Below are 21,616 nucleotides of genomic sequence, written 5' to 3' on the forward strand. Positions count from 1 at the left end.
GTCCTTGAGATCCAGGTCAGTTGTTCTGGGGGAAGCCGAGGTTGATGCCGGTGTGTTCGGAGTGGTTGCGGGTGGCGGGGTCGAGCCAGCGGCTGGTGATGGCTTTCTCGCGGGTGTAGAAGTCGAAGCCGTGGATGCCGTAGGCCTTGGCGTCGCCGAACAGGGACTGTTTCCAGCCGCCGAAGGAGTGGTAGGCGACGGGCACCGGGATGGGCACGTTGATGCCGATCATGCCGACCTGCACCTCGTTCTGGAAGCGGCGGGCGGCGCCGCCGTCGTTGGTGAAGATGGCGGTGCCGTTGCCGAACTGGCCGGAGTTGATCAACGCCAGCCCCTCGTCGTAGGACTGCACGCGCACCACGGACAGGACCGGTCCGAAGATCTCCTCGGTGTAGGCGCGGGATGTGGTGGGGATGTGGTCGATGAGGGTGGGGCCGAAGAAGAACCCGTCCTCGTGCCCGTCGACGGTGAAGTTACGACCGTCGACGACGATGGTGGCGCCGTCCTGCTCGGCGATGTCGACGTAGGAGGCGACCTTGTCCCGGTGCACGTCGGTGATCAGCGGCCCCATGTCGGGCTCCACCCCGTCCACCCCGGCGCCGTTGCCGATCTTGAGCTTGCCGATCCGCTCGGTGATCTTCGTGATGAGCTCGTCGGCGACCGGCTCGACGGCCAGCACGACACTGATCGCCATGCAGCGTTCCCCGGCCGCACCGTACCCGGCGTTCACGGCCTGGTCCGCGACCAGGTCCAGGTCGGCATCCGGCAGCACCAGCATGTGGTTCTTCGCGCCACCCAACGCCTGCACCCGCTTGCCGTGCTTCGACGCGGTCTCGTAGATGTACTGCGCGATCGGCGTCGACCCCACGAACGAGATCGAGGCCACGTCGGGTGAGGTGAGCAGTCCGTCGACCGCGGTCTTGTCGCCCTGCAGCACCGTGAACACCCCGTCCGGCAGCCCCGCCTCCTGCCACAGCGCCGCCAGCCACAACGCCGCCGACGGGTCCTTCTCACTCGGCTTGAGCACCACCGCGTTGCCCGCGGCGATCGCGATCGGGAAGAACCACATCGGCACCATCGCCGGGAAATTGAACGGACTGATGATCCCGACCACACCCAGCGGCTGCTTCACCGAGTACACATCGACACCGGTCGACGCGTTCTCACTGAACGCACCCTTGATCAGATGCGGGAACCCGCACGCCAGCTCCACGACCTCCTGGCCCCGCAGAATCTCCCCCATCGCATCCGAGACGACCTTGCCATGCTCGGCCGTGATGATCTCCGCCAACTCCCGCTTGCGCGCATTCAGCAGCTCCCGGAAGCTGAACAACACCCCCTGCCGCCGCGCGATCGACCACCCCGACCACACCCGGAACCCACGCACCGCCGACGCGATCGCCGCATCGATCTCCACCTGATCCGCCAACGCCACATGGGCCGACACCACACCCGTCGCCGGATTGAACACCGGCGCCATCCGACCCGACGACGACACCACCTCCACACCATCAACCCAATGCGAGATCACCCGCACATCCGCGTCCGTGGTCGCGGTGGCGACGGCGCTCTCGGCAATGCTCATGGGTGATCCCTTTCGGCGTCGGACAGATCGTGTGGCGATCCTTTAGGCTTGACGCGTCCCAGCCTGTCAGAGAAGAAGAGGCGGTTACGGTGCCCGACCGTCGCGAAGATCGGACGATCCAAACGGATCGTCCGGCAGATCGATCCGCAGATGAGACCCTCCCGACCGTGCGCGAGGTGATCGCGCTCGACGCGGTCGCCCAGGGCGTTCCCGAGGTGCTCGTCGGCGACGACGCGCTCGACGCACGCGTGCGCTGGCTCCACGTCTCGGACAGCGCGGGTGTCGCCCGCCTGCTCGATGGCGGCGAGCTGCTGCTGTCGACCGGCTCCTCGTGGCCTGCGGAGCCCGCAGACCTGCGGAGGTTCATCGACGAGCTCGCCGACGCCGGACTCTCGGGCCTCGTGCTCGAGCTCGGCACCCACTACCGCTACGTACCCGCCGTGGTCGTCGAGGCGGCGGCGGCGCGCGGCCTCGCGCTCATCGTGCTGCACCGCGAGGTGAAGTTCGTCACCGTCACCGAAGCGGTGCACAGCCGCATCATCACGGGGCAGACCGACGCGCTGCGCGCGCGTGACGAGGTGCGCGAACGCTTCACTGCCCTCGTGCTGCGCGGCTCGCCCGCGGACTTCATCGTGCATCAGCTGGCGCAGACGCTCGGTGCGCCCATCGTGCTCGAGAACCTCGGCTACGAGGTCGTGGCGGCCGAGGTGCCGCTCGCGATGGAGGAGGAGCTCTTCACCGAGTGGGAGCTGCGCTCCCGCTCGGCCCACCGGCGCTCCGAGCAGCGTCGGCAGCGCGGCGCTGCGGCAGGCGCGGACGACTGGCTCATCATTCCCGTCGAGGCGCGCGGCATCCGCTGGGGCAATCTCATCGCGCTGCCGGGCCCGGAGCACGCGGCAGGCCGCATGGCGGTGCTCGAGCAGGGAGCCATCGCACTGGCGGTCGGCCGTCTCGCCGACGGGGACGCCGACGAATGGGTCCGCATCGGGCGCCGGCGTCTGGTCGACGGACTGCTCGCCGGCCGATTCGCGGGCGTCGGGGGCGCGGCCGCGCGCCTCGAAGCGGCCGGGCTGCCGTTGCGTGGCGCGAAGCTGTACGGCCTGGTCGTGTCGGGTGCGCCCGTCGCGGTGGAGCGAGCGGATGCCGCGGCGCGCGCCCTGCGGGGACGCGCCCTCGCGGGGTCGGCGCCGGCCGGTGTCGCCCCACCCGCGGCGACGATGCTCGTGTCGCTGCCGCCGGATGCCGCGTTCGACGATGCCGCCGTGGTGGCATTCGTGCGAGCCCTCGTCGACGCCGCCGATGTCGAACGGGTCACCGTCTCTGTCGGTCGCGGCGCCGAAGGCATCGATGCAGCCCTCGCCTCGGTGCACGAGGCGGTCGATCTCGCCGGCGGCCGGCGTCGCCGGGCGGGACGCGGCCCGCATCTGCGGCGCGCGGAGAACCGCCCGCTGGTGCAGCTCGTCGCGGCCCTGCGCGACGACCACCGCGTGCTCGACCACGGCGAGCGCATGCTCGCGCCGCTCATCGCGCACGACCTGTCGCGTTCGGGCGATCTGCTCGACGTCCTCGAGGCGATGCTCGCGCACCCGGGCAACCGCACCGCGGCGGCGGGGGCGTCCCATCTCTCCCGTTCGGTGTTCTACCAGCGCATCGCCCTCATCGAGGAGCTGCTGGGCGCCGACCTCGACGACGGCGAGACGCAGACGGCGCTCCACCTCGCACTGCTGGTGCGGCGGTCCGCCGGTCGCTGACGCGCGCCGGCAGTCAGCCCGCGATGTAGACCTTCCGGAGCGTCTCGCGGACGGTCCAGACCGTCCGCATACCCGCGGTCAGCCGTGCGACCGAGCCCGCGCTCAGCTCGATGGGTGCGAGCGCGGGATCATCGAACGACACGGTGGCTGAGCCCGAGAGCACCACGAAGACCTCGTCGGCCTCGACGTCGGTGGAGACGCCCGGCGTGTGCTCCCACACGCCGATCGCGTCCGTCAGCTCGACGTAGCCGGTGCGCGGGGAGCCTTCGACGACCTGCCCGGCCGGCAGCGGCTCGAGCGCGAGCACGACGGTCGCGGCATCCGTCACGACTCCGGGGTTCACGAGTCGAACCCCAGACCGACGGCGTCGAGCGTCTTCAGCAGCAGGTTGCGCTTGCCCTCGTTGTGGTCGGCGCGATCGAGCGACCAGCGCGTGGCGTTGATGCCGATCGCGGCGGCCGGCTCGGGCGGGAAGGGGAGCGGGCGCTTGCGCACCATCTCGAGCTCGGTGCGCTCGTTCGAGACGCGGTCGAGGAGGTCGAGCATGACCTCGCCGGCGAAGCGCGTCGATCCGACGCCCAGACCGGTGAACCCTGCGGCGTAGGCGACGCGGCGCTCACGGGCGGTGCCGAAGAACGCCGTGAACTGGGTCGAGGTGTCGATCGCCCCCGCCCACTGGTGCGTGAACCGCAGCCCCTCGAGCTGCGGGAACGTCGTGAAGAAGTGGCTGGCGAGCTTCGCCCACGTGTCGGGTCGCTGCTCGTAGGCGGGGTCGAGGCGACGGCCGTAGCGGTAGATCGCGTCGTACCCGCCGAACAGGATCCGGTTGTCCTGCGTGATCCGGTAGTAGTGGAACTGGTTCGCCAGATCCCCGATGCCCTGCCGGTCCTGCCAGCCGATCGAGGCGACCTGCGCGTCGGTGAGCGGCTCGGTCATGAGCACGTAGTCGTACACCGGCACGGTCATGAGCCGGTTGCGCTTGATGAGCGAGGGGAACACGTTGGTGCCGAGCGCCGCACGGGAACCCTCGACCCGGCCGTCGGCGGTGACCACGACGACTCCGGGACCCGTGGTGTCGAGTCCTGTCACATGGGAGCGCTCGAAGATCTCCACCCCGCGCTCCTCGCACACGCGGGCGAGCTCCGCCGCCATGCGGGCGGGGTGCACCATGCCGCACGCGTGCTTCTCCCAGACGGCGGCGAGATACGTGGGGGAGTGGACGGACGCCTGTGCCTCGGCCCGGTCGAGATAGACGACGCCCTCCTCGTCCTCCGCGGCCCATTCCTTCAGCCACTCCACCTGGTGGGGTTCGACCGCGGGTGCGAGCTGGCCGGTGCGCTCGAACTGGAAGTCCATGCCGTAGCGGGCCTCCGACTCCTCGATCGCGTCGAGGTTCTCGCGACCGAGCCTGTCGAGCACCGGCATCTCGTCGGGCCAGCGCGCCATGCCGTTCTCGTGGCCGTGCGTCAGACTCGCCTCGCAGAACCCGCCGTTGCGCCCCGAAGCCGCCCAGCCCACCCGCTGCGCCTCGACGACGACCACCTTCGCGCCCGGGTCGCGCTCGGTGGCGAGCAGGGCGGTCCACAGGCCGGTGTAGCCGCCACCGACGACGACCAGGTCGGCGCGGTGCGTGCCGACCAGGGAGGGTCGATCGGGCCTCAGGCTCTCGGGAAGGTCATCGCGCCAGAAGACGGAGTGCCTGGTGTCGGCGAGGGAATGCTGGACGACGGATACTGCCGGCCGCTGTCGTTCGAAGACGGTCGTGCCCACGGTTATCAACTCCGATGCGGGTGTCTGGTGCTCCCATCCTCGCCCGTCGGCGGCGGCAGTGCGGGCCCCCGCGTGTCGGGAGTTGTGCGTCGGTCGGACAGGTTGTCGTGCGCCCCCGATCGGGTCAGGCCGCGGGAGCGAGTTCCGCGGCGAGCGCGTCGACGTCGGCGACACGGGCGTAGGTGCCGTCGAGCGCCGCCATGAACGCCAGGTGCACCTGCGCGCCCGGCACGGTGCGGCCGTCGTAGGCGAGGTCGGGCGCCGCGCAGGCGTCCTGTGCGACGGCGAGGCGGAAGCCGAGATCGGATGCCGCGCGCACGGTCGCATCGACGCACATGCTCGACATCATCCCGGCGACGACGATCTCGTCGGGTGCCGCGGCGCGCAGCAGAGCCTCGAGCCCCGTGCCGAGAAAGGCGTTCGGCTCGTGCTTGACCACGACGTGCTCGGCACCGTCGGGCGCGACGCGCGGGTCGAACTCGACACCGGGCGTGCCCGCCGCGAAGAACGCGGCATCCGGACCGTCCCACACGTGCTGGACGTGGACGACCCGCTCACCCGTCGCGCGGAAGGCGGCGAGGAGCCGCGCAGCGGCATCGGCCGCGGCATCCGGGTCGACGAGCGGATGCCGCCCTCCCGGGAAGTAGTCGCGCTGGATGTCGATGAGGAGCAGGAGTCGGGTCACCCGCAACAGCATAGGGGCGGGCATGTCAGGCATCCGTCGCGGCGTAGACGCGCCTGCCCTCGACGAACGTCTGGAGTGTTCGGGTGGCCCCGATCTGGTCTGCGGGTCCGGCGAACGGGTCGCGGTCGAGCACGGCCAGGTCGGCCAGCTTGCCGACCTCGATGGTGCCGGTGGTCTCGTCGAGGTGGTTCACCCACGCCGATCCTGCCGTGTAGGCGGTGAGCGACGTCGCGAGGTCGATCGCCTGCTCCGGCAGGAACGCGTCGTACTCGCCCTCCTCGTAGCCGGGCGCGGCGGTGCGGTTCACGGCGGTGTGGATCGCGGCCATCGGATCGGGTGTCGACACCGACCAGTCGCTGCCGGCGGCGAGCACCGCGCCGGCCCGCAGCAGGTCGCCGAAGGGGTACTGCCAGGCGCTGCGCGGCTCACCGAGGAAGGGCAGGGTCAGCTCGACCATCTGCGGTTCGTAGGTCGCCCACAGCGACTGCATGTTGGCGGCGACGCCGAGCCGGCGGAAGCGCGGCACGTCCTCGGGGTGCACGACCTGGATGTGGGCGATGTGGTGACGGTTGTCGCCGCGGCCGTTGCGGGCGATCGCGTGCTCGACCGCGTCGAGGCACTCGCGCACCGCGCGGTCGCCGATCGCGTGGAAGTGCACCTGGAAGCCCTCGGCGTCGAGGAGCGGCACGGCCTCGTTGAGGATCTCCGGCGCGACGAACGAGATGCCGGAGTTGTCGGTGAAGTGGCCGTGGCCGTCGCAGTATGGCTCGAGCATCGACGCGGTGAAGTTCTCGGCGACGCCGTCCTGCATCACCTTGACGGATGTCGCGGCGAAGCGCCCGCCGCGGTACCGCTCGCGGCGCTCGAGGATCGACGGGATCTGCTCGAGGCCCTTCGTGCGGTCCCACCAGATCGCTCCGACCACCCGCGCCGTGAGGGTGCCGTCGGCCGCCGCCGCGAGGTAGGCGGGGCCGGGGTCGCCGGCATCCCCGTATGGGCCGACGATCGCGTCCTGCCAGCCGGTGATGCCGAAGGAGTGGAGGTACCGCTGACCCAGCAGGAGCGCCTCGGTCAGGCGCTCGAGCGGCTCCTCCGGCAGCAGGCGGTTGACCAGCGCCATCGCGCCCTCGTGCAGGGTGCCCGACGGGGCGCCGTTGGCGTCGCGCTCGATACGTCCGTCGGCGGGATCGGACGTGTCGCGATCGATGCCGGCGCGTCGCAGCGCCGCCGAGTTGACCCACGCCCCGTGGCCGTCGCGGTTCGGGAAGAACGCCGGCCGGTCGCCCGTGACGGCATCGAGGGCGGATGCCGTCGGCGTGCCGCCCGGGAACGCCGACATCTGCCAGCCGCCGCCGAGGATCCACTCGTCGTCGGTGTGCGCACCGACATAGTGGCCGATCGCCTCCATGTACTCCGACGCCGTACCGAGCTCGGACAGGTCGCAGCGGAGCATGTCGAGCCCGCCCCACACCGGATGCACGTGCGCGTCCTGGAAGCCCGGGATCAGCATCCGTCCCGCGAGGTCCACCACCTCCGTCGACGGCCCCACGAGGCCGCGGACGTCGTCGCCGCCGACGGCCGCGATGCGCCCGCTCGCGACAGCGACCGAAGTCGCCCGCGACCGCACGGTGTTCGCCGTGAACACGGGGCCGCCGGTGAAGACGAGGTCGGCGTAGGGCATGGGTCTCCTATCGCTGAGACGTCCGGTCAGCCGCCGGTCATCGTGCGGGCGATCTGCGTCGCGGAGTCGCCGGCGCGCTTGAGGACGAGCGCGACGAGCGCGAGCGCGATGAGCGTCAGCACGAGCATGATCGTCGACACCGCCGCGATCTCGGGGCGCAGGCCCGAGCGCAGCGCGCTCAGCACGTACACCGGCCACGGGGTCGTGCCGGACACCTGGACGAAGGCCGCGACGATGGTGTTGTCGAGGCTGAGCGTGAACGCCAGCAGGAATCCGGCGAGCACCGCCGGCATCGCCAGTGCGAGGGTGATGCGGCGGAACGTCGTCAACGGCTTCGCGTACAGGTCGGCGGAGGCCTCTTCGAGGTTCATGTCCTGACCCACGAGTCGTGCGCGCACGATGTACGACACCACGGCGGTCGCGAACAGCGATGAGCCGACCGAGAGGCGCACGATGCCGTCGTTGAACATCGAGATGCCCAGGTCCTGGCCGAGGAACACCATCCAGGGCAGCAGCGCCACTGCGTCGACGATCTCGGGGGTGACCGAGACGAGGAGCAGCAGCCCGAGGAACCACCACACCCACTTGCCGGGATGACGCGCCATCGCGATGCCGGCGAGCGTGCCCAGCACGGTCGCGATGATCGCCGCGATGAGCGCCGTGATCAGCGACACGCGGACGGCGCTCTGGATGGCCGGCTTCACCAGGATCGTGCTGAAGGCGTCGAACCCGAAGCCGTCCCACGACACGAGGAGGCGTCCGCTGTTGAACGAGTAGATGACGATCACGATGATCGGCAGGAACAGGAAGAGCATCACCAGCACGCCCCAGACGCCGAAGGCGACGTCCGACCACGACCTGCGCGCGCGCCGGCGGGGAGCCGCGGCCGGGCGCGCTTCGCGGGCCTGGGCCTGCAGGATCGTCTCGGTCTCGGTCTGCGTGGTCACGTCGTCGCCTCCAGCGCGCCTGCCGGCGCGGCATCCGTCGTCGTGTCGGCCACCGGACCCAGCACCAGCCGGCTGCGCGAGCGGAAGGGCAGGGCGATCAGCCAGATGATCACCGCGAACGCGCCGATCGTCAGCATGATCACGACCATGAGCAGCACGGCCATCGCGGAGCCGAGCGCCCAGTTCTGGGCGGTCTGGAACTGGCTCGCGACGAGCTGGCCGACCATGTTGCCCTTAGCGCCGCCGAGCACGGTCGCGGTGATGTAGTCGCCCATGAGGGGGATGAACACCAGCAGCACACCGGCGATGATCCCTGGCTGCGACAGAGGCAGGGTCACGCGCAGGAAGGTGGTGAGCTTGCCTGCGCCGAGATCCTTGGACGCTTCGCGCAGGGCCGGTCCGACACGGTCGAACGCGACGAACAGCGGCAGGATCATCAGCGGCAGATAGTTGTAGACCACGCCGATGATCACCGCGGTCCGCGTGTACAGCAGCTCGAGCGGGCCGTCGAGCACGCCGATGCCCTGCAGCAGCGATGACAGCCAGCCCTCGGGCGCGAGGATCACCTGCCACCCGATCGTGCGCACGAGGAAGTTCGTCCAGAACGGCACGAGCACCAGGGCGATGAGGATGCCGCGGCGCTCAGGCTTGACCTTGAAGGCCATCCAGTACGCCACCGGTGCGCCGATCGCGAAGCACAGCACGGTGCCGATCACACCCACCCAGAGGGTGTTCTGGAACGTCGCGAAGAACGTGGGCGAGACGGCCTCGGCATACCGGTCGAACGAGAGGATGTCGTTCGCATGGCTGCCGAAGACGCCCGGCTTGTAGCCGAAGCTGAACCACACCACCATCGCGACGGGCGCGACGAAGAACAGGAGGAGCCACGCCCACGCCGGAACGGCGAGCGCGGCTCCTGCCGAACGACTACGCACCGGCGGCAGCCTTCACCTCGTTGTAGATCTCGACGCGGGTCGTCTGCGAGTCGTTGAGCTCCTGCTCGTGCATGGTCTCGAGCTGCTCGGGGCTGAAGAAGATCATGTCGGTGTACTCCAGGCCGCTCTCCTCGGCCGCGGCCTGCATGTCCTTGCCGCCCACGTTGTAGCCGATGTAGTCGAGGTTGAGGGCGAGGTTCTCCGGCGCCATGGAGTAGTTGATGAAGGCGTGAGCCGCCTCGGGGTGCGGCGCTCCCGCGGCGATCGCCCAGTTGTCCATCCACAGCTCGGTCACGGGGCCGGGGAGCACCCACTGCCAGCGCTCGGGCTCGCTCGATTCCATCAGACCCAGGCGTGCGTCGCCGTTCCACGCCTGCATCAGCACCTGCGTGCCCTGCGGGATCGCGTTCGTGCCCGGGTAGGAGTCGAACGCCGAGATGTGCGGCGCGATCTGCTCCACGAGGAAGGCGCGGCAGGCTTCGAGCTCGTCGGGGTCCTCGGTGTTCCAGTCCAGGTCGTTGGCCCAGAAGTACGAGCCGATGATGCCCGCGGGGTCGTCCGACATCGCCGTCTTGCCGCTCGCCTCGTTCTGCGCGGCGTCGAAGAAGTCGTTCCACGTCGTCAGCTCGCGGGTGATGACCGTCTTGTCGTAGACGTATCCGGTCGTTCCCCACGCCTTGCAGACCGAGTAGTCGTTGCCCGGATCCCAGGCACGGCCGAGGAAGGCTGGATCCATGTTCGACATGTTCGGCAGAAGCTCCTTGTTGAACTTCGTCAGCAGGCCGTTCTCGATCATCTGCGGGATGAAGACGCCGGTCGGCACGACGATGTCGTAGCCCGAGGTGCCCTTCGCGGCGACCAGCTTCGCGATGAGCTCCTCGTTCGAGGAGTACGAGTCGAGGGTGACCTTGGGTCCGAGCTCGTCGGTGAATCCCTCGACGACGTCCGGCGAGTCGTACTCGCCCCACGTGTACACCGACAGGCTCCCCTCCAGGTCTCCGCCGGTGGCCTGTGGCGCGGGCGACCCGCCGCCGCCCGGCGTGCAGGCGGCGAGCACGGCGGTGCCGCCGGCGAGTGCCGCGAAGCTCAGGAAGCGGCGCCGCGAGAGCTCGCGCGCGATCACGGGCGCGGCAGCCTCGGGAGCGAGGATGCGAAGCGGCGTACGAGGCTGGGTCATCGGGTACTCCTGGTCGGGTCGGGAGCCGGAGAGGCGGATGCCGCGGCTGGGGGCGTGCGTCGGGTCGGGCGTGCTGTTCGGGTCAGGCGGTCGGTCTGGTCAGGCTGTCGGGGGCGCGATGTAGCCGCCCTGCTCCGCGGCCGCGTCGTCGGCGGCGGGGAAGAGCAGCACGTGATGCGCTCCCCACGTGCACACCACGTGGTCGCCGACGGCCAGCGCCGGGGCGTCCGGCGTGGGCCTCCGGACGATCAGGCTCTGATCGGCGCCGAGCCGCACCAGGAACTGCATCGTGTCGCCGAGATGCGAGACGCCGATCAGCTCACCGCGGGTCGCGTTCGCCTCGGAGAGGCTCGCGCCGGTCGCCGTACCCGAGCCCGCCGAGGGGTCCTTCTCGATCCGGATGAATTCGGGCCGGACGGCCGCCTCGCCGAGGTTCGTGCTGGTCAGCACGGGTGCCGCGGCGCGCACCAGCGCGTGGGGCGAGGTGATCGCCGCACCCGCCTCGGCCGCTGGGCCGCGGAAGAAGTTCTGCTGACCGACGAACGCCGCGACGTACGCCGACGCCGGACGCGCGTACACCGTGTCGGCGTCGGCGAGCTGCTCGATGCGGCCGGCACGCATGATCGCGATGCGGTCGCTCATCGACAGGGCCTCGCCCTGGTCGTGCGTGACGAAGACGAACGTGATGCCCAGCCGCGACTGCAGGAGCTTCAGCTCGAGCTGCATCTCCTCGCGCAGCTGCCGGTCCAGCGCGCCGAGCGGCTCGTCGAGCAACAGCACCGCGGGGCGGTTCACCAGTGCCCGCGCGAGTGCGATGCGCTGCTGCTGGCCGCCCGACAGCTGCGTGGGCTTCCGGTCGCCGAACCGCCGCATCTGCACCATGTCGAGCGCCTGCGTGACCCGCTCGCGCACCTCGGACTTCGGAGTGCGGCGCTGCTGAAGCCCGTACGCGACGTTCTCGGCGACCGACAGGTGCGGGAACAGGGCGTACGCCTGGAAGACCGTGTTGACGTCGCGCTTGTACGGGGGCGCCGCGAGCACCGAGCGTCCCGAGATGCGGATGTCGCCGGCATCCGGCTGCTCGAAGCCCGCGATCATCCGCAGCGTCGTCGTCTTGCCGCAGCCGGAGGGTCCCAGCAGCGAGATGAACTCACCCGGCTGGATCGTCAGCGACAGGTCGTCGACGGCGAGCTGCTCGCCGTAGTACTTCGTGATCCCCGACAGGACGACGGCCCCGCGCGCGGCCTCGCTCTCGCCGGGAACCTGCTCCGCGGGGTCTGCCGCCGCGGTCGCCGTGCCTGTGGACATCGTCACCTCGTGAGGGTCCTTCTGGTCGCGGGCCGCGCAACGCTGCACGGCCGATCGGGTGTGTCGAGTATTCAATAGCGGGACGTGCCCACCCGCAACGCGGCCACCTCCGAACCAGACGATCCGGGGTGCGTGCGGCCTCCGGTGCGACAGTTCGTCCGGACTTGTGTAACGGCCAGGAATCCGCGGTGTTTCAACGGTGCACCCCTCGGGGGTCGAAGGGATGCCGGTGCCCGGGCGACAGTTCGTCCGCCCGGCATCGTGATGAAAGCGTGCTGCAAGCGGCGTCAGCGCTGGCAGGACGGGCACCAGAAGACGATGCGCTCACGGGTGGGATCGGCACCGAGGCTTCCGCCGCGGATGAGGGTCCCGCATCGCCGGCACGGCCGGCCCTCGCGGCGGTAGACCCAGGTCGATCGTCCGGGGCGCTCGTCGCCGGTGAACGTGCGGCCCGACCGGTTGCGGTTCGCGCGGATCATGCGCGCGCCGAGGTCCACGATGGCGGCGGCATCCGTCTCGTTCGCCGGCGTCGTGGGAAGGACGCCGCGCACGAACAGGATCTCGTTGACGTACTCGTTGCCGAAGCCGGCGATGTTGCGCTGATCCTGCAGGGCGACGTGTACCGCGCGGGTGTCGGCGGCGAGGCGCTGAGCCGCCTCGACCGGGTCCCACGAGTCGGACAGCGGGTCGGGGCCGAGGTACCCGACGAGCTCGTCCTCGTCGGCAGTGGGCACCACTTTGATGTCGGCGAGGTCGAAGCCGACGGTCTCCCACGCGGTGCCGTCCGGCGCCGTCGCGCCGATCACCGCGCGCGCACGGAACCCGGGCGCACGCCACCGCTCGCCGTGCCGGTACACGTGCCACTCGCCCTCCATCTTGAGATGGGTGTGCAGCGTCCACGAGCCGATGCGGTGGAGCAGATGCTTGCCGCGCGAGACCACGCCGTGGACGACCTCGCCGCGAAGGTCGATCGTGGCCGCTTGCGGGACGCGCAGCTCGAACCGCGTCACCGTCGCCCCCGCCAGTGCTGCGTCGAGGCGGCGGGCCGTGCGGAAGACGGTGTCGCCTTCAGGCACGTGCGCCCGCCCGGTCCTCCGGCCCCGGAGCCTGGCGCGCCGCGGCACCCGCCGTGGGTCGGCGCAGGGTGAGGCCGCGCGGGGACTCCACGAAGCCGGCATCCCGCAGCGCCCTGCCGACCGCGGTGCCGTACACGAAGGCGCCGTTGACCTGCTCGATCGTCAGGGTGTCGAGCCGTCGCGCGCGAGCGGTCGCGGCGAGGTCGCGCGTGGCGGCGGCGAGCACCGGTTCCTCGCCCGTGAACGCGAGCGCCGACTTTCCTCCGCGCTCCAGGTACAGGGCGAGCGCGCCGTCGACGAGCACGATGAGCGCACCTGCCTTGCGTCCGGGGCGATGCCCGACGCCCTCGAGCGCGGGCCATGCCAGCGCCGCACCGTACGGATTCGCGGGGTCGGTGGCGGCGAGCGTCACGCTGCGCAGCGGCGGCGGGTCGGAGAGGCCGGCGAACTCACGCAGCCGGTCGACGGTGGCGGAGGCGGCGAACTGCGCGGCGCCGAGCTTCTCGATGACGTAGCCGCGCCGGCAGTGGCCGGCTTCTTCGAAGCCGGCGAGCACGCGGTACGTCTGCGCGAACCCGCCCGGCACGCCCTCGGACTGCACCGCGCCGCGGGTGACGACGCCGTAGCGGTCGAGCAGGAGGCTCGCCGTCGCGGTCGCGCGCAGGGCGGCGTCGGGCTCGGCCGCCGGCAGCAGCGACCATCGTCCGCCGATCGCCGGCGGACGGGCGGGGACGGATGCCGCGACGGACCGCACCGCGGCGCCCCGGTACAGGCGCGCCCGCGGGGTGCGTCTGCTGACGCGGTGCGCCTGCGAACCGCCTGACACGAGCGCCCGGACGGGAGCGAACGTGTCGTTGGTGATGCGTCCCGCCCAGGTGAGCCGCCACAGCGCCTCGACGACCGACTGCTCGTTCTCGGCGCCGGTCGCCTGCCGCAGCTGCGCGGCGAAGTAGGCGCCGCCGCCGTCGAGCGCGGCCAGCAGCTGGGCCTCGAGCGACCCCGGCGGGATCTCTTCGGCGTCGTCGGGCACGGAGAGCGTCAGCGGCACGGCGTCCGCCGGATGCAGCGCGATCCAGCCGTCGCGCCCCGGCAGCGTGCCGTGGCCCGACCAGATGACCTCGCCGGTGGCGGTCAGCTCGTCGAGCATCCCCGGCGTGTAGTCGGCGACCCGAGCCGGAAGCACGAGGGACTCCCAGGCGCTCGCGGGGATCGGGACGCCGGCCAGCTGCTCGACGACCGCCGCCACGCCGTCGATGCCCTCCAGCGGCCGGGTGACGTGTTGCCACACAGGCAGGAACCGTGCGTAGGCATGCTGCGGCACCGGCTCGACGCTGCCGCGGATCGCCGCGAGGGAACGCATCCGCAGCCGGCGCAGCACCTCGGTGTCGCACCACTCCGCCTCGTCGCCCCGCGTTCCCGAGCCGTCGTCCGAGCCAGGGGGCGGGTCGGGCAGGAAGAAGCCGCTCGTGACCCTGCCCTGCGATTCGAGCCGCTGCAGGGTGTGACGGGCGACGGCGACGCCGATGCCGAGGCGGTCGGCCGCGGCATCCGCCGTGAAGGGCCCATGGGTGCGCGCGTAGCGGGCGAGCAGGTCGCCGAGCGGGTCGGCGACCGGCTCGAGGAACGCGGTGGGGATGCCCACCGGCAGAGCCACCCCGAGCGCATCGCGCAGACGCCCGGCGTCTTCGATCGCGGCGACGCGCGTCGCCCCGGCGATCGTCACCGGGATCGCGCGGCGCGAAGTGATCAGCGCGTCGAGGAGAGCGGATGCCTCGCCCGAGGTCGCGTGCGCATCCGCGACGCCGTCGCCCTCCGCCTCGAGCCGCAGGGCGGCCTCGGTCGCGTCGAGCGGACCCAGCAGACGCAGGAGGTCGGCGACGCCCTCCAGGCCGCGCGCGCGGCGCTCGGGATCGAGCCGCTGCGCCTCGCGCTCGAACTGGGCGATGACGTCAGGGTCGAGGAGCTCGCGCATCTCGACCTTGCCGAGCAGCTCCGACAGCAGCGCCGGGTCGACCGACAGCGCGGCGGCCCGGCGCTCGGCCAGCGGCGAATCGCCCTCGTACATGAAGGCGCCGACGTAGCCGAACAGCAGGTCGCGCGCGAACGGCGAGGGCTGCGCCGGTTCGGTCTCGATGAGGCGGATGCGGCGCTCGCCGATGCCGCGCATGAGCCGCAGGAGGGCGGGGACGTCGTAGACGTCCTGCAGCACCTCGCGCAGCGTCTCGAGGATGATCGGGAACGTCGGGTAGCGGCGGGCCACCTCGAGCAGCTGCGCAGAGCGCTGCCGCTGCTGCCACAGCGGGGTGCGCTTCCCGGGATTGCGCCGGGGCATGAGCAGCGCCCGCGCCGCGCACTCCCGGAACCGCGAGGCGAACAGCGCGGAGCCGCCGACCTCCTCGGTCACGATCTGGTCGAGCTCATCGGGGTCGAAGACGAAGAGGTCGGCTCCCGGCGGCTCGGCCGTGGCATCGGGAATCCTGGCGATGATGCCGTCGTCGCTGGCGACCGCGGATCCGTCGACCCCCAGCCGCTCGCGGATGCGGGCGTTGACGGCGAGCGCCCACGGCGCATGCACCTGCATGCCGTACGGGGAATGCAGGATGACGCGCCAATCGCCGACCTCGTCGCGCCCGCGCTCGACGGTCAGCTGACGGTCCGTCGGCAGCGTGCCGGTGGCCTCCCGCTGCTCTGCGAGGTAGGCCAGCAGGTTGTCCTGCGCGTACTCGTCGAGCCCGGCGTCGTGCAGGCGCGACTCGGCCTTCTCGGGCTTCGCGGTCGACACCTCGCGCGAGAACCTGCCGAGGGCCTCGCCGAGCTCGGCCGGACGGCCGATGCCGTCGCCGTGCCAGAACGGCACCTTGCCGGGCTGGCCGAACGCGGGGACCACGTTGACGCGATCGTGCGTGATCTCGACGATGCGCCAGCTGGTCGTGCCGAGGGTGAACACGTCGTTCACGCGCGACTCGTAGACCATCTCCTCGTCGAGCTCGCCGACGCGGGCGTTCTGCGACTCACCGGCGATGAAGACGCCGAACAGCCCGCGGTCGGGGATCGTGCCGCCGCTGGTGACCGCGATGTGCTGAGCGCCCGGGCGCCCGGTGAGCACGCCCAGGTCGCGGTCCCAGACCACGCGCGGACGCAGCTCGGCGAACTCGTCGGACGGGAATCGCCCGGCGATGAGGTCGAGCGTGGCCTCGTAGGCCGACCGGGGGAGCGAGCGGAAGGGGGCGCTGCGCTTCAGCGTCTCGTACCAGCCCTCGACGTCGACGGGCGCGATGGCGGCGGCGGCCACCGTCTGCTGCGCCAGGATGTCGAGCGGGTTCTGCGGGATGGCGATCGCCTCGATCTGTCCGGCCAGCATCCGCTCGGTCACGATCGCGGTGTGCAGCACGTCGCCGCGGTGCTTCGGGAACAGTGCGGCACGACTGACCTCGCCCACCTGGTGGCCGGCGCGGCCGATGCGCTGCAGTCCGGATGCCGCACTCGGCGGCGCCTCGACCTGGATCACGAGGTCGACGGCGCCCATGTCGATGCCCAGCTCGAGGCTCGAGGTCGCGACGACGCATCGCAGGACGCCCGACTTGAGCTCTTCCTCGACCTGCGCCCGCTGCTCCTTCGACACCGACCCGTGGTGCGCCTTCGCGAGCACGGGGTCGGCGCCCGCCGTCGCGCCGGCCTGCGCCATCATCGCCGCGGGGACCGCCTGCTCGGGGAGGTCGAGACCGAGGCGTTCGGAGTAGATCTCGTTGAGCCGGCCCGTGAGCCGTTCGGCGAGCCGGCGCGAGTTGCAGAACACGATCGTGGAGCGGTGCAGCAGGATGCGATCGACGATGGCCTCTTCGACGTGCGGCCACACCGACCCGGTCATCTCGGTCTCGCCGGCGCCGGACGCCCGGCGCGGATCGCCTCCCGAACCAGCCGCGGCTCCGGAGCCGTCGGCGAACCAGTCCTCGTCGATCGCCTCCTCCGGCCCGTCGGCCGAGGACGCGGCATCCGGATCGGCCCAGGCGTCGTCGTCGGATCGGTACGGGCTGGGCGCGGGCGGCGGGTTCAGCATGTCGCCGATCGGCACGACGACCTTCATGTCGAACGCCTTCGTCGCGCGGGGCGCGACGATCTCGACCGGTTCGGCACCACCGAGGAACCGGGCGACCTCGTCGATCGGACGGACGGTCGCCGACAGGCCGATGCGCTGGGCAGGCGGGGCCTCGGGAGCGAACGAGCGACGCAGCGCGTCGAGCCGCTCCAGGCTCACGGCCAGATGCGCGCCGCGCTTGGTCGCGGCGACGGCATGCACCTCGTCGACGATGACCGTGTGCACGTCGCGCAGAGTCTCGCCCGCACGGCTCGTCAGCATGAGGTAGAGCGACTCGGGGGTCGTGATGAGGATGTCGGGCGGGGTCTGAACCAGCTTGCGGCGGTCGCCCGCGGGGGTGTCGCCGGAGCGCACGCCCACCGTGACGTCGGGCACCGTGAGGCCCAGCCGGCGCGCGGACTGGCCGATGCCCACGAGCGGCGACCGGAGGTTGCGCTCGACGTCCACCCCCAGCGCTTTCAGCGGCGAGATGTAGAGGACGCGGGTCGCGGGGACTGCGGCAGCGTCGGTCCGTTTCTTCCTGCCGGAGGCGCTAGCGCTCGCCGGAGCGGCGGCCTTGTCATGGAAGATGCGGTCGATCGCCCACAGGAATGCCGACAGCGTCTTGCCGGAGCCGGTCGGCGCGACCACCAGTGCGTGCTTGCCCGCGGAGATGGCCTGCCACGCGCCCTTCTGGGCGTCGGTCGGGGCGTGGAAGGCGCCACGGAACCAGTCCTGCGTGGCAGGACCGAACCGCTCGAGGACGTCTCCCATCACTCCATCTTCGTCGCGATCGCCGACATCCGGCCAGGGCGGGCCGCAACCCGGTCGCGTAGGATCGGTGCTCGCGTGTCCCCCCGCACGCGCTCACCGCCGAGGATCGTGATGGAGTCGACGCCCTCGAGCGGGTCGGAGACCCCGGCGCCGCTCACCCCTACGGCCACGCCCACGGGCGTCGACGCCTCGTGGGTGCGGTCGCGACGAGTGCAGACCTTCGCGCTCGGAGCGCTGGTCAGCGCGCTCGCGCTGTCGCTCGTGGTCGTGGTCACCGCGGTGTTCGGGGCGGTGCAGGGCGACCGCTCGCCCAGGCCCGCCGATCCCGCGCCCGCGTCGGAGGTGCGCGTCACTCCCCGGGCCTCGCCGCCCGCGCCGACATCGTCTCCCTCTCCCACTCCACCGGTTCCCCCTGCGGAACCGCAGCCGGATGCGGGTGACGACGGGCAGACCGATCCGGCGATCGAGCAGGCACCGGCTCCGGCGCCGACCGCGCCGGCGACGGAGGAGAGCGACTCCTCCAGCGGTCCCGGCAACAGCGGCAGCGCCCCCGGCCGCACCAAGGAGCCGAAGAAGCCCTGACCCGCGGTCCGGTCGGCGTCCGATCGGGACCTCGGCCGTGCCGAAGCCGATCGGATCGGTGCGAGATCGCCGCGGGCGTCGGCGCCGACGCGGCCGTCGCTCCCTGACCGACGTCAGTTCTCGTCCGGCAGGAGGATCCACAGCAGCAGGTACATCAGGATCGATACGCCGAAGAACACGGTCGACGCGACCGTGAGCACACGCACCGGCACCACGCTGCAGCCGAAGCGGTCTGCGATGCCCTGGCAGACCCCGGCGAGCATGCGTCCCCGTCGGGGACGGACCAGGCGATGCATGCGTTCATCATCGCGTGGCGAAGGTGTGTGCGCCAGGGGTGCGCGAGCGGCTGCTCGGCGTCAGCGCTCGGAGGGGACCAGGATCCAGAGCAGGATGTAGGCCCACAGCGACAGGCCGAAGAAGACGACTGCGATCACGGTGAGGATCCGGATCACGGTCACGTTCCACCCGAAGCGGTTGGCGACGGCGGCGCAGACGCCGGCGATCCATCGGCCCTGCTGAGGTCTCACGAGTGCGTTCATGACTTCATCATCCGCGAGTCGGGCCGGCGGCGCACGGGTGCTGGCCCCCGGACCGGCAGGGGAGCAGGCCGCGGCCGAGCGCGAGGCTCGGCCGCGGCCCGCGCTCAGCGCTCCGTCAGCGTGCCGTCGCGGTCGAGCTCGAGCACGAGGCTGACGCCGATGCGCTCGAGGAACGCGTCGTCGTGGCTCACCACGAGCACCGCACCGCGGTAGGCGGCGATCGCGTCGACGAGCTGGTCAACCGTGTCGAGGTCGAGGTTGTTCGTCGGCTCGTCGAAGACGAGCAGCTGCGGCGGGGGATCGGCGAGCATCAGCCGGGCGAGAGCCACCCGGAAGCGCTCGCCACCCGACAGCGTTCCCACCGGGCGCTCGACGGCGGCTCCTCGGATGAGGAACCTCGCCAGCCGGTTGCGCAGCTCGACGATCGTGACGCCGGGTGCCGACGGAACGACGTTCTCGAGCACCGACGCCGCATCGTCGAGCCCGTCGACGCGCTGCGGCAGGTACCCGACGCGGTCGGTGTGCAGCGCGCCGCGTGCCGAACTCCTCAAGAACCCGTCGGGCTGCTCGCCCAGACGGGATGGCGCACCGAGGCCGCCGGAATCTGAGGAGTTCGTGCTCCCGGAACCCACGAGCCGCTCCAGCAGCGTCGTCTTGCCCGTTCCGTTCGGGCCGATCAGCGCGACCCGCTCGGGCCCCTGGATCACCCACGAGCGCTCGCCGTCGCCCAGCGTGGCGATGCGGCGTCCCGCGGGCACGCCGGGGTCGGGCAGGTCGATCTTCACGATGTCGTCGTCGCGCACGCGGCGCTCCGCGACATCGAGGGCCTCGCGCGCGGACGCCTCGCGGTCGGCCTTCTCGCCGCGCAGCTTGCCGGCCGAGACCTGGGCCGCCATCCGGCGACCGTTCGCGACGATCTTGGGCACGCGCTTCTCGTCGAACGCTTTTTGCCCCATCGCGGCTCGGCGCGAGATCGTCGTCTCGGCCTCGATGCGCTGGCGCTTCTCGCGCTTGACGGCCTGGCGCGCCGCCCGCTCGGCGTCACGGGCGGCGCCCTGCTCGGCATCCAGCCATGCCCGCCATTGCGAGTACGGACCGCCGAACACCGACAGCTCGTTCGCGTACAGCTCGGCCGTGTCGTCCATCAGCTCGAGCAGCGCCGTGTCGTGGCTCACCACGACGAGGGCGCCTCGCCACGAGCGCACCATGTCGTACAGGCGCGCGCGGGCGTCGCGGTCGAGGTTGTTGGTCGGCTCGTCGAGCAGCGCGATCTCGGGACTGCGCAGACGGATGCCGGCGATCGCGGTGAGCACCGCCTCGCCGCCCGACAGCTGCCCGACGCTGCGGTCGAGCATGTCAGGTGCGAGTCCGGCCTCGGCGAGCGCGGCGTGCGCGCGCGCCTCGATGTCCCAGTCGGAGCCGACCGCGTCGAAGTGACGCGGATCGGGATCGCCGGACTCGATGGCGCGCAGCGCGCGGAGGGTGTCGCCGACGCCGAGCAGGTCGGCGACGGGCCGATCGACGTCGAGAGTCAGCCGTTGCGGCAGGTACGCGGCATCCGCTGTCCGCGCGATGTGGCCCGCGGAGGGTGTGAGACCTCCGGCGATGAGGCGCAGCAGCGTGGACTTTCCAGAGCCGTTGCGACCGACGAGGCCGGTGCGACCGGTGCCGAACGATCCGGAGACGTCGGCGAGGGCGACGGTGCCGTCGGCCCAGGCGAATGAGACCCGGTCGAGGACGATGACAGGTGTGAGAGTGTGTGCAGGCATGAGGCCTCCTATGTCAGTAGAGCGCTGACACCGAGGACCGCGGACCCCCGCCCGGAGCGTGCCGGCCCGAGAAAGGCTGAGGCATCGCGGGAGGAGAAGCGATGGATCGACGAGCAGCGCGGAATCTTCAGGCGCTGCGAGACGTCGAGGGTCGACGGAGCAGCGCGATTACAGCGCGGATGCGTCGATCAGCTTCAAGGGAGTTCCTCACCGAGGGGACAAAGGCCGAGAGACACCATAGCGGACGACGCCGACCATGGCCAGGGAACGCGATCAGTCGACCGTGTCGAGCGCCGTCAGCCGCTTGTCGAGGAATGCCGCCACGTCGCCGAGCTCCTGCTCCGAGACGCTGTGCGTGAGACCCGGGTAGACGCGGCCGCTGAGATCGGCGTGCTCGGGGAGCCACTGCGTGGTGTGGGCGACGACGAACCCCGGGATGACGTCGTCGTTGGTCCCTCGGCCCCAGAACACCGGCGGGCGCCGCTCGGCGAGCTCGGCATCCCCCGGAAGCTCGCCGGGTGTGGCGTAGCCCGACAGGTTGACGGCGTACGCGAAGCGCTGCGGCTCGAGGCGCATCGCCTGCAGCGACACCGCACCGCCCTGCGAGAACCCGAGGAGGCCGACGGATGCCGCACCCGCCGCGTGCGCGTCGATCCACGCGATCACGGCCTGCGCCGCGCGGGTCACATGCGAGGCGTCGGCGCCCTCGAACCCGTCGATCGGATACCAGGATCGCCCGGGTGCCGGCCACGGTGGCGCGAGCGGCGCCGCGAGGCTCGCGACGACGAACGCGTCGGGAAGGTACTGGCGGAGCGGATAGAGGTCGTGCTCGTCGGCACCGTAGCCGTGGAGGAGCAGCAGCAGGTGCCGGCCGCCGACGGCCGAGCGTTCGGCCGACCACAGCACGGCGTCGGCGTCGAGGACGAGCGCTTCCGGCATGCCCTCATCCTCCCATCGGCGAC

Annotated in this window: 17 protein-coding genes; 2 read left to right on the forward strand and 15 right to left on the reverse strand. The window is 71.4% G+C overall.

Annotation, left to right across the window (positions count from 1 at the left end; genetic code table 11):
- Positions 1 to 16: 16 nt before the first annotated feature.
- A complete protein-coding gene (locus Q9R08_RS09460; protein WP_308867757.1) occupies positions 17 to 1,585 on the reverse strand; it encodes a CoA-acylating methylmalonate-semialdehyde dehydrogenase in 1,569 nt (522 codons plus the stop codon).
- Between the two features lie 167 nt (positions 1,586 to 1,752).
- Between Q9R08_RS09460 and Q9R08_RS09465 the strand changes: the two genes are divergently transcribed.
- Positions 1,753 to 3,336, forward strand: coding sequence for a PucR family transcriptional regulator (locus tag Q9R08_RS09465; RefSeq protein WP_308867759.1), 1,584 nt, complete (start codon positions 1,753 to 1,755; stop codon positions 3,334 to 3,336).
- Between the two features lie 13 nt (positions 3,337 to 3,349).
- Here Q9R08_RS09465 and Q9R08_RS09470 read toward each other — a convergent pair whose 3' ends face one another.
- From Q9R08_RS09470 to Q9R08_RS09515, 10 genes are all read right to left on the reverse strand, one after another.
- Positions 3,350 to 3,679: a cupin domain-containing protein gene (locus Q9R08_RS09470; RefSeq protein WP_308867760.1), complete on the reverse strand. Its 330-nt coding sequence runs from the start codon at positions 3,677 to 3,679 to the stop codon at positions 3,350 to 3,352.
- On the reverse strand, positions 3,676 to 5,106 hold the full coding sequence (locus tag Q9R08_RS09475; RefSeq protein WP_308867761.1) for an NAD(P)/FAD-dependent oxidoreductase: 1,431 nt from the start codon (positions 5,104 to 5,106) through the stop codon (positions 3,676 to 3,678). Before Q9R08_RS09475 ends, Q9R08_RS09470 begins: the two co-directional genes overlap by 4 nt.
- Positions 5,107 to 5,230: 124 nt before the next feature.
- Positions 5,231 to 5,791: a cysteine hydrolase family protein gene (locus Q9R08_RS09480; RefSeq protein ID WP_308867762.1), complete on the reverse strand. Its 561-nt coding sequence runs from the start codon at positions 5,789 to 5,791 to the stop codon at positions 5,231 to 5,233.
- 25 nt (positions 5,792 to 5,816) lie between these two features.
- On the reverse strand, positions 5,817 to 7,472 hold the full coding sequence (locus Q9R08_RS09485; RefSeq protein ID WP_308867763.1) for an amidohydrolase: 1,656 nt from the start codon (positions 7,470 to 7,472) through the stop codon (positions 5,817 to 5,819).
- Between the two features lie 26 nt (positions 7,473 to 7,498).
- Entirely contained in the window at positions 7,499 to 8,419 is a 921-nt protein-coding gene (locus Q9R08_RS09490) for an ABC transporter permease (RefSeq protein WP_308867764.1), read from the reverse strand.
- Positions 8,416 to 9,354: an ABC transporter permease gene (locus Q9R08_RS09495; RefSeq protein WP_308867765.1), complete on the reverse strand. Its 939-nt coding sequence runs from the start codon at positions 9,352 to 9,354 to the stop codon at positions 8,416 to 8,418. The genes Q9R08_RS09490 and Q9R08_RS09495 overlap by 4 nt, the downstream gene beginning before the upstream one ends.
- Positions 9,347 to 10,531, reverse strand: a complete 1,185-nt coding sequence (locus tag Q9R08_RS09500; protein WP_308867766.1) for an extracellular solute-binding protein — start codon at positions 10,529 to 10,531, stop codon at positions 9,347 to 9,349. Before Q9R08_RS09500 ends, Q9R08_RS09495 begins: the two co-directional genes overlap by 8 nt.
- A 99-nt stretch (positions 10,532 to 10,630) precedes the next feature.
- Positions 10,631 to 11,839, reverse strand: a complete 1,209-nt coding sequence (locus tag Q9R08_RS09505) for an ABC transporter ATP-binding protein (protein WP_308868473.1) — start codon at positions 11,837 to 11,839, stop codon at positions 10,631 to 10,633.
- A gap of 287 nt (positions 11,840 to 12,126) precedes the next feature.
- Positions 12,127 to 12,915 (reverse strand): DNA-formamidopyrimidine glycosylase family protein, encoded by a 789-nt coding sequence (locus Q9R08_RS09510; protein WP_308867767.1) that lies wholly within the window; start codon positions 12,913 to 12,915, stop codon positions 12,127 to 12,129.
- A complete protein-coding gene (locus Q9R08_RS09515) occupies positions 12,908 to 17,764 on the reverse strand; it encodes an ATP-dependent helicase (RefSeq protein ID WP_308867769.1) in 4,857 nt (1,618 codons plus the stop codon). Before Q9R08_RS09515 ends, Q9R08_RS09510 begins: the two co-directional genes overlap by 8 nt.
- 111 nt (positions 17,765 to 17,875) lie before the next feature.
- On the opposite strand from Q9R08_RS09515, the gene Q9R08_RS09520 reads away from it, so the two are divergent.
- Positions 17,876 to 18,346, forward strand: coding sequence for a hypothetical protein (locus Q9R08_RS09520; protein ID WP_308867770.1), 471 nt, complete (start codon positions 17,876 to 17,878; stop codon positions 18,344 to 18,346).
- 113 nt (positions 18,347 to 18,459) lie between these two features.
- Here the strand turns inward: Q9R08_RS09520 and Q9R08_RS09525 are convergent, their stop codons facing one another.
- The 4 genes from Q9R08_RS09525 to Q9R08_RS09540 all read right to left on the reverse strand — a co-directional run bounded on the left by Q9R08_RS09525 (position 18,460) and on the right by Q9R08_RS09540 (position 21,593).
- The gene (locus tag Q9R08_RS09525; RefSeq protein ID WP_308867771.1) at positions 18,460 to 18,642 is read right to left on the reverse strand and encodes a PspC domain-containing protein; all 183 of its coding nucleotides are present in this window, start codon (positions 18,640 to 18,642) and stop codon (positions 18,460 to 18,462) included.
- 60 nt (positions 18,643 to 18,702) lie between these two features.
- Positions 18,703 to 18,885 (reverse strand): PspC domain-containing protein, encoded by a 183-nt coding sequence (locus tag Q9R08_RS09530; RefSeq protein ID WP_308867772.1) that lies wholly within the window; start codon positions 18,883 to 18,885, stop codon positions 18,703 to 18,705.
- Between the two features lie 104 nt (positions 18,886 to 18,989).
- Positions 18,990 to 20,654, reverse strand: a complete 1,665-nt coding sequence (locus Q9R08_RS09535) for an ABC-F family ATP-binding cassette domain-containing protein (protein WP_308867773.1) — start codon at positions 20,652 to 20,654, stop codon at positions 18,990 to 18,992.
- 273 nt (positions 20,655 to 20,927) lie between these two features.
- On the reverse strand, positions 20,928 to 21,593 hold the full coding sequence (locus Q9R08_RS09540; RefSeq protein WP_308867774.1) for an alpha/beta hydrolase: 666 nt from the start codon (positions 21,591 to 21,593) through the stop codon (positions 20,928 to 20,930).
- Positions 21,594 to 21,616: the final 23 nt, after the last annotated feature.

The sequence above is a fragment of the Microbacterium psychrotolerans genome, assembly GCF_031085295.1.
GTDB lineage: Bacteria > Actinomycetota > Actinomycetes > Actinomycetales > Microbacteriaceae > Microbacterium > Microbacterium psychrotolerans.